The following is a 7,745-nucleotide window of genomic DNA, read 5'->3' as shown; positions in this document are numbered from 1 at the left end:
TTCGGCAGCTCCTACATGGGGTTTTGAGGTCACCTGCAGGAGCTGCCGAAGGCTGCGATCTTTTGATCTTGCTGTTTCAGCTCAGCGCTTTTTCAATCGCATGCACAATGGTCGGATCATCCGGCGCCGTACGCGGCGAGAACCGCGCCAACACCCGGCCGTCCTTGCCGAGCAAAAACTTTTCGAAATTCCAGGTAATGTCACCGGGAAACTCCGCGCCCTCGCCCGCCAACAGACGGTAGAGCTGATGACGCTCGTGGCCGTTGACTTCGAGCTTGCTCGACAACGGAAACGTCACGCCATAGTTAAGGCTGCAGAAGTCCTGAATTTCTTTTTCAGAACCGGGTTCCTGACCGGCAAACTGGTTGCACGGCAGGCCCAGCACACTGAAGCCTTTGCCTTTGAATTGCTGATGGAGGTTTTCCAGCGCCGCGTACTGTGGGGTCAAGCCGCACTTGGAGGCGACGTTGACCACCAGCACGACTTGGCCCTTGAACGGCGCCAGCGGTAGCTCCTGGCCATCCAGGGCTGTCAACTTAAGGTCGTGAAAAGCACTCATGACGAACTCCAGGATTCCCATGTTCTACTCGAAACAGCCACTTGGCGAGGCCACCAAGGACAGCCGCGGACTAAAAAGGCGCCCGCAGGCGCCTCTCCAGTACTCGAAGCTTAGCGCAGAAAATCAGTGGTGATGGCCACCTTCGCCATGGACGTGGCCATGAGCGATTTCTTCCTGGCTGGCGTCACGGATGTCAACGATCTTCACTTTGAAGTTCAGGCGCTGACCGGCCAGTGGGTGGTTACCGTCGACAGTCACATCGTCGCCGTCGAGGTCACGGATGGTGACGATTTGCATCTGGCCGTCCGGCGCCGAAGCGTGAAACTGCATGCCGACTTCCAGCTCGTCAACGCCTTCGAACATGCTGCGGCTCAGGGTGCTGACCAGCTCAGCAGCGTATTCACCGTAAGCGTCTTCCGGCTCAACGGAAACTTCCAGCTCGTCACCAACAGCTTTGCCTTCCAGCGCTTTTTCCAAGCCTGGAATGATGTTACCTGCGCCTTGCAGGTAGACCAGCGGAGCGCCGCCGGCGGAGCTGTCGATGACCTCACCAGCGTCGTTGGTCAGGGTATAGTCGATGGAGACAGCCTTATTGGCGGCGATCAGCATGGGGCGAGACCTTTTGCATAAGAATATAGAAAGGCCAAGTTTAGCGAAGCAAACGCGCGAAAGCGAACACAACCCGGACAAACGGGTTTCGACGATCGCAGGCTTCCATCAAGACGAAGAAGGCCATTGGGTGGCCGAGCTTTCCTGTGGCCACACCCAACACCTGCGCCATCAGCCGCCCTGGCAATCACGCGCCTGGGTGCTCGACCCGGCGCAACGTATTGAAAAAATAGGCCAACCCTTTGCCTGCGGTTGGTGCGCACAAGGCTCGGTTAGCGATAACCTTGGCGACTGAATTTCGGCAGATTGTCAGTAAAAGATGATCGCCATTGCCATGCACCCTTAGAGAATTCGCATGCAAACTTTTTTTATCGCGCCCACCGATTTTGGCGTGGGTCTGACCTCCATCAGCCTCGGGCTGGTGCGTACGCTGGAGCGAGCGGGCCTGAAAGTCGGCTTCTTCAAACCGATTGCGCAGCCGCACCCCGGCGACACCGGCCCTGAACGTTCCACCGAACTGGTGGCGCGCACACATGGCCTGAAACCACCGCAGCCGCTGGGCCTGGCCCACGTCGAGCGGATGCTTGGCGACGGTCAGCTCGATGAGTTGCTCGAAGAAATCATCACCCTGTATCAGCAAGCCGCCATCGGCAAAGACGTGCTGGTCGTCGAAGGCATGGTGCCGACCCGCAGCGCCAGCTACGCCGCGCGAGTCAACCTGCACCTGGCCAAGAGCCTCGATGCCGAGGTGATTCTGGTTTCGGCGCCGGAAAACGAAGTACTTGCCGAGCTGTCCGGTCGCGTCGAGTTGCAGGCGCAATTGTTCGGTGGGCCGAAAGACCCGAAAGTCCTCGGCGTGATCCTCAACAAGGTCAAGACCGACGAGAGCATGGACGCCTTCGCCACGCGTCTGAAAGAGCATTCGCCGTTGCTGCGCAGCGGTGATTTCCGTCTGCTTGGCTGCATTCCGTTCCAGCCTGAACTCAACGCACCACGCACCCGTGACGTCGCCGACCTGATGGGCGCGCAAGTGCTCAATGCCGGTGACTACGAAACCCGGCGCATGACCAAAATCATCATTTGCGCACGGACCATGCGCAACACCGTCGAGCTGCTCAAGCCCGGCGTGCTGGTGGTGACACCGGGCGATCGCGACGACATCATCCTCGCCGTCAGCCTGGCGGCGATCAACGGCGTGCCGCTGGCCGGCCTGCTGCTGACCAGCGACACCCTGCCCGATCCACGCATCATGGACTTGTGCCAAGGCGCGTTACAGGCCGGTTTGCCGGTGTTGTCGGTGAGCACCGGCTCTTACGACACCGCCAACCTGCTCAACGGCCTGAACAAGGAAATCCCCATCGACGACCGCGAGCGTGCGGAAATCATCACTGATTTTGTCGCCAGCCATCTCGACGCCAAGTGGCTGCACCAGCGTTGCGGCACGCCACGGGAAATGCGCCTGTCGCCCGCCGTATTCCGCTATCAGTTGATTCAGCGCGCGCAGGCGGCGAACAAGCGCATCGTCCTGCCCGAAGGCAGCGAGCCGTTCACCGTGCAAGCGGCGGCGATCTGTCAGGAACGCGGGATTGCCCGTTGCGTGTTGCTGGCCAAACCTGCAGACGTCGAAGCGGTCGCTCGCGCCCAAGGCATCGTGCTGCCGCCGGGGCTGGAGATTCTCGATCCGGATTTGATCCGCGAGCGCTACGTCGAGCCGATGGTCGCCCTGCGCAAAACCAAAAGCCTCAATGCACCAATGGCCGAGCAGCAACTGGAAGACACCGTGGTGATCGGCACCATGATGCTTGCACTGGATGAAGTCGACGGCCTGGTCTCGGGCGTGATCAACACCACCGCCAATACCATCCGCCCGGCCCTGCAGTTGATCAAGACTGCCCCGGGCTGCACGCTGGTGTCGTCGGTGTTCTTCATGCTCTTCCCGGAGGAAGTGCTGGTTTACGGTGACTGCGTGATGAATCCGCACCCGAGCGCCAGCGAACTGGCCGAGATCGCCCTGCAAAGCGCTGACTCGGCGGCGGCATTCGGCATCACTCCGCGTGTGGCGATGATCAGCTACTCCAGCGGCGAATCGGCCACCGGCGAAGAAGTCGAGAAAGTCCGCGAAGCCACCCTGCTCGCCCACGAACAACAGCATTCGCTGCTGATCGACGGCCCGCTGCAATACGACGCTGCTGCCAACGCCGACGTGGCCCGGCAACTGGCGCCGAACAGTCAGGTGGCCGGCCGCGCCACGGTGTTTGTGTTCCCCGATCTGAACACCGGCAACACCACGCACAAAGCCGTGCAACGCAGCGCCGATTGCGTCAGCCTCGGGCCGATGCTGCAAGGCCTGCGCAAACCAGTGAATGACTTGCCGCGCGGCGCGCAGGTCGATGACATCGTCTACACCATCGCCCTTACCGCGATTCAAGCCGCCAACCGACCTATGGATGTGTAAATGCTGGATTTTCTACCTGCACCGTTGCGCGGCGTGATTGCCTCGCTGCTGTTGGCACTTAATACGATTCTGCTGTGCTCGTTTCTGTTCTGCGTCGCGCTGATCAAAGTGTTGCCGTTCGATTTCGCCCGGCGAGCTTCGCTCTGGCTGATGAGCCATACCCATGAAGCGTGGATCAGCAACAACAAGGGCTGGATGAACCTGGTGCGCCGCACGCGCTGGCACATCAGCGGTTTGCAAGGCCTCGACTATCAACACTCATATCTGATCACCAGCAACCACCAGAGCTGGGTCGATATTCTGGTGCTGCAATACGTGCTCAACCGCCGTATTCAGCCGCTGAAATTCTTCCTCAAACAGGAACTGATCTGGGTACCGGTGATCGGTCTGGCCTGGTGGGCGCTGGGCTTTCCGTTCATGAAACGCTACTCCAAGGCGTACCTGGCCAAGCACCCGGAGAAGAAAGGCAAAGACCTGGAAACCACCCGTAAGACTTGCGCGAAGTTTCGTAATAACCCGGTGGGAATTTTCAACTTCGTCGAAGGTACGCGGTTCACTGAAGGCAAGCATGCGCAGCAGCAGTCGCCGTTCAAATACCTGCTCAAGCCCAAGGCTGGCGGAATTGCGTTTGTGCTGGATGCGATGGGTGAACAGCTGGAGTCGATCGTCAACGTGACCATCCACTACCCGGCCGGGCGTCCCGGGTTCTGGGACCTGCTGTGCGGCAATGTGCGCGATGTAGTGGTGCACTTTGAGGAGCTGAAGATTCCGCAGCAGTTCATTGGCAAGAATTACGATCAGGACGGCGAGTATCGCCTGCAGTTTCAGGGCTGGATCAATCAGCTGTGGCTGGACAAGGATGCGCTGCTGGAACAGATGCACCGCGAATATCCAGCGAATTAAAGATCAAAAGATCGCAGCCTTCGGCAGCTCCTACAGGGTGTACGCCGATCCAATGTAGGAGCTGCCGAAGGCTGCGATCTTTTGACACTCTCAAAGCGACAAAAAAGCCCGCCGATGATCACTCATCGGCGGGCTTTTTCTTGCAGCTTGAAGCTAGAAGCCAGTCGCTGCTTCAGTGCTTAGATCGCGCCACGCTTGCGCAGCAGATCCAGCACTTGCTTGACGCTCTCTTCCACACTCAGCGTCTGCGTGTCGATCACCAGATCGGCATTCAGCGGTACGTCGTACGGGAAGGATTCGCCCGGGATGTTGTCGCCAGCGGCGGCATACAGACCTTGCGGATCACGCTCGGCGCACACGGCCGGCGAGGCCTGTACGTAGACCGTCAGCAGACGATCCTTGCCGATCAGATCCTTGGCTTGCTCACGCCCTTCAGCGCTTGGCGCGACGAACGAGGCCAAGGTCAGCAGACCCGCTTCGTTGAACTGGCGCGCGACGTGCGCGGCACGACGCCAATTCTCGGTGCGACCGGCGCGATCCTGTGGCAGGCCTTTGTTCAGGTCCTGACGCAGGTTCTGGCCATCCAGCACAAACACCGCACGGCCCATGTCGAACAGCTTGCGCTCGACCGCGTAAGCCAGCGTGCTCTTGCCCGCGCCCGACAGGCCGCTGAACAGCACAGTGGCCGGTTGCTGACCGAAGCGCTGAGCGCGTTCTTCAGTGGCAACATGCGCCAGTTTGCCGTGATGGGTGGCGGTACCGTGGGTCACTGGCTGCGCGACGATCATGCCGGCGCCAACGGTACCGTTGGTCAAACGGTCGATGATGATGAACGCGCCGGTGGTGCGGTTGCTTTCGTAACCGTCGAGGGCGATCGGCGCGTCGAGCGCGATCTTCACCTTGCCGATTTCGTTGAGCTGCAACGCGCGCGCCGGGCCTTCTTCGAGGGTGTTGACGTCGACCTTGTTGACGATGCTGGCGATCGAGCCCGGCACGTAACTGGTGGCGCGTTTGATGTCGTATTTCTTGCCAGGCAGCATCGGCTCTTCAGCCATCCACACCAGCATCGCTTCGAAGCTGTCGGTGACCGGCGGCACGTTGTCGGCATGCACCAGCAGGTCGCCACGGGAGATGTCGATTTCGTCTTCCATGGTCAACGTTACCGCCTGACCTGGACCTGCGTGTTCCAGCTCACCTTCGAAGGTAACGATGGATTTCACGCGGCTACTCTTGCCCGACGGCAGCACCACGACTTCGTCGCCCTTGTGCACGATGCCGCTGGCCAGGGTGCCGGCGAAACCACGGAAGTTCAGGTTCGGACGGTTGACGTACTGCACCGGGAAACGCAGATCGGTGAAGTTGCGGTCGCCCGCGACTTCCACGGTCTCGAGGATTTCCATCAGCGACTGGCCGGTGTACCACGGCGAGCGCTCGGACTTGTTCACCACGTTGTCGCCCTTGAGGGCAGACATCGGCACGAAGTGCATGCTGGTCGGCTTCATCTTCAAGCCTTCGGCGAACTTCAGGTAGTCAGCCTTGATCGACTCGAACACGCCTTCATCGAAGTCCTTCAAGTCCATCTTGTTGATGGCGACGACGATGTGTTTGATCCCCAGCAGGGAGGCGATGAAGCTGTGGCGACGGGTCTGGGTCTGCACGCCGTAACGCGCGTCGACCAAAATGATCGCCAGGTCACAGGTGGAGGCACCGGTGGCCATGTTGCGGGTGTACTGCTCATGGCCGGGCGTGTCGGCGATGATGAATTTGCGTTTGGCGGTAGAGAAATAGCGGTAGGCGACATCGATGGTGATGCCCTGCTCACGCTCGGCCTGCAGGCCGTCAACCAGCAACGCCAGGTCGATGTCATCACCGGTGGTGCCGACTTTCTTCGAATCGCGGGTAATCGCTTCGAGGTGATCTTCGTAGATCATCTTCGAGTCGTGCAGCAGGCGCCCGATCAGGGTGCTCTTGCCGTCATCGACGTTACCGCAGGTCAAAAAGCGCAGCAGTTCCTTACGTTCGTGCTGGCCCAGGTAGGCGAGGATGTCCTCGCTGATCAAATCAGATACGTGCGACATGACAGCCCCTTAGAAATAGCCTTGACGTTTTTTATCTTCCATCGAGCCGGCGCCATCGTGGTCGATGACTCGGCCCTGGCGCTCGGAAGTTCGCGTCAGGAGCATTTCTTGAATGATGTCCGTGAGGCTTTCGGCCTCGGACTCCACGGCGCCCGTCAACGGGTAGCAGCCAAGGGTGCGGAAACGCACTTTCTTTTTGACGATGCGCGCTTTGTCTTCATCGGACAGGTGCTCGAGGATGCGCTCGTCGTCGATCATGATCAGCGTACCGTTCTTCTCGATCACTTCGCGTTCGGCGGCGAAGTACAACGGCACAATCGGGATGCCTTCGAGGTAGATGTACTGCCAGATGTCCAGTTCGGTCCAGTTCGACAGCGGGAATACGCGGATCGATTCGCCCTTGTTGACCTTGCCGTTGTAGACGTTCCACAGCTCGGGACGCTGATTTTTCGGGTCCCAGCGGTGCTTGCTGTCGCGGAACGAGTACACGCGCTCTTTGGCACGGGATTTCTCTTCATCGCGACGGGCGCCGCCGAAGGCTGCGTCGAAACCATGCTTGTCGAGTGCCTGTTTCAGGCCTTCGGTTTTCATGATGTCGGTGTGCTTGGCACTGCCGTGGGTGAACGGGTTGATGTTCTGCGCCACGCCATCGGGGTTGATGTGGGTGATCAGGTCCAGGCCCAGTTCTTCGACCATCTTGTCGCGGAACTTGTACATCTCCTGGAATTTCCAGCGGGTGTCGACGTGCATCACCGGAAACGGCAGTTTGCCCGGAAAGAACGCCTTGCGTGCCAGGTGCAGCATCACGGCGGAGTCTTTACCGATGGAGTACAGCATCACCGGGTTATCGAACTCGGCGGCCACCTCGCGGATGATGTGGATGCTTTCCGCCTCCAGCTGTTTCAGATGCGTCAGTTTGTCGACCATGGCTACTCACGAAAACTTTCTTATGAACGGCCAGCGGGCCGTGTTCGAGCGGGGAATCCTAGCACAGCGGCCTCTTCTAATCAGGACGCCAACTAGATCGAAAGGGTATATGAATATGCCCACTCGTTTGGGCGCCGCCCCCTGTAGGCGCTGCCGAAGGCTGCGATCTTTTTGATCTGGTCTGTTAAAAAACAAGATCAAAAGATCGCAGACT

7 protein-coding genes are annotated in these 7,745 nt (G+C 59.4%); 3 read left to right on the top strand and 4 right to left on the bottom strand.

Annotated features, from left to right (window positions below):
• Positions 1–76: 76 nt before the first annotated feature.
• Positions 77–559 (bottom strand): glutathione peroxidase, encoded by a 483-nt coding sequence (locus tag PMI23_RS27015; RefSeq protein ID WP_007912363.1) that lies wholly within the window; start codon positions 557–559, stop codon positions 77–79.
• 123 nt (positions 560–682) lie between these two features.
• Complete coding sequence (locus PMI23_RS27010) at positions 683–1,168, bottom strand: FKBP-type peptidyl-prolyl cis-trans isomerase (RefSeq protein ID WP_007912368.1); 486 nt, start codon at positions 1,166–1,168, stop codon at positions 683–685.
• On the opposite strand from PMI23_RS27010, the gene PMI23_RS29620 reads away from it, so the two are divergent.
• Genes PMI23_RS29620 through PMI23_RS27000 form a run of 3 tightly spaced genes read left to right on the top strand, consistent with a single transcriptional unit; the run spans position 1,137 to position 4,526 of the window.
• The gene (locus tag PMI23_RS29620; RefSeq protein ID WP_081498742.1) at positions 1,137–1,463 is read left to right on the top strand and encodes a DUF3565 domain-containing protein; all 327 of its coding nucleotides are present in this window, start codon (positions 1,137–1,139) and stop codon (positions 1,461–1,463) included. The genes PMI23_RS27010 and PMI23_RS29620 overlap by 32 nt on opposite strands.
• A gap of 60 nt (positions 1,464–1,523) precedes the next feature.
• The gene (gene pta / locus PMI23_RS27005; RefSeq protein WP_007912369.1) at positions 1,524–3,623 is read left to right on the top strand and encodes a phosphate acetyltransferase; all 2,100 of its coding nucleotides are present in this window, start codon (positions 1,524–1,526) and stop codon (positions 3,621–3,623) included.
• Positions 3,624–4,526: an acyltransferase gene (locus PMI23_RS27000; protein WP_007912370.1), complete on the top strand. Its 903-nt coding sequence runs from the start codon at positions 3,624–3,626 to the stop codon at positions 4,524–4,526.
• A 179-nt stretch (positions 4,527–4,705) separates the two neighbouring features.
• Here PMI23_RS27000 and cysN read toward each other — a convergent pair whose 3' ends face one another.
• Together cysN and cysD are read right to left on the bottom strand one after the other, a co-directional pair.
• Complete coding sequence (cysN, locus tag PMI23_RS26995; protein WP_007912373.1) at positions 4,706–6,604, bottom strand: sulfate adenylyltransferase subunit CysN; 1,899 nt, start codon at positions 6,602–6,604, stop codon at positions 4,706–4,708.
• A 9-nt stretch (positions 6,605–6,613) separates the two neighbouring features.
• A complete protein-coding gene (gene cysD / locus PMI23_RS26990) occupies positions 6,614–7,531 on the bottom strand; it encodes a sulfate adenylyltransferase subunit CysD (RefSeq protein WP_007912374.1) in 918 nt (305 codons plus the stop codon).
• Positions 7,532–7,745: the final 214 nt, after the last annotated feature.

Source organism: Pseudomonas sp. GM24 (assembly GCF_000282235.1).
In the GTDB taxonomy this organism is placed as follows: Bacteria; Pseudomonadota; Gammaproteobacteria; order Pseudomonadales; family Pseudomonadaceae; genus Aquipseudomonas.
This window is presented reverse-complemented; position numbering and strand designations above follow the sequence as displayed.

Excerpts from the sequence above, each read along its gene's own strand:
- PMI23_RS27015 (WP_007912363.1), bottom strand. The coding sequence starts at position 559 with ATGAGTGCTTTTCACGACCTTAAGTTGACAGCCCTGGATGGCCAGGAG.
- PMI23_RS29620 (WP_081498742.1), top strand. The coding sequence starts at position 1,137 with ATGGAGACAGCCTTATTGGCGGCGATCAGCATGGGGCGAGACCTTTTG.
- PMI23_RS27010 (WP_007912368.1), bottom strand. The coding sequence starts at position 1,168 with ATGCTGATCGCCGCCAATAAGGCTGTCTCCATCGACTATACCCTGACC.
- pta (WP_007912369.1), top strand. The coding sequence starts at position 1,524 with ATGCAAACTTTTTTTATCGCGCCCACCGATTTTGGCGTGGGTCTGACC.
- PMI23_RS27000 (WP_007912370.1), top strand. The coding sequence starts at position 3,624 with ATGCTGGATTTTCTACCTGCACCGTTGCGCGGCGTGATTGCCTCGCTG.
- cysN (WP_007912373.1), bottom strand. The coding sequence starts at position 6,604 with ATGTCGCACGTATCTGATTTGATCAGCGAGGACATCCTCGCCTACCTG.
- cysD (WP_007912374.1), bottom strand. The coding sequence starts at position 7,531 with ATGGTCGACAAACTGACGCATCTGAAACAGCTGGAGGCGGAAAGCATC.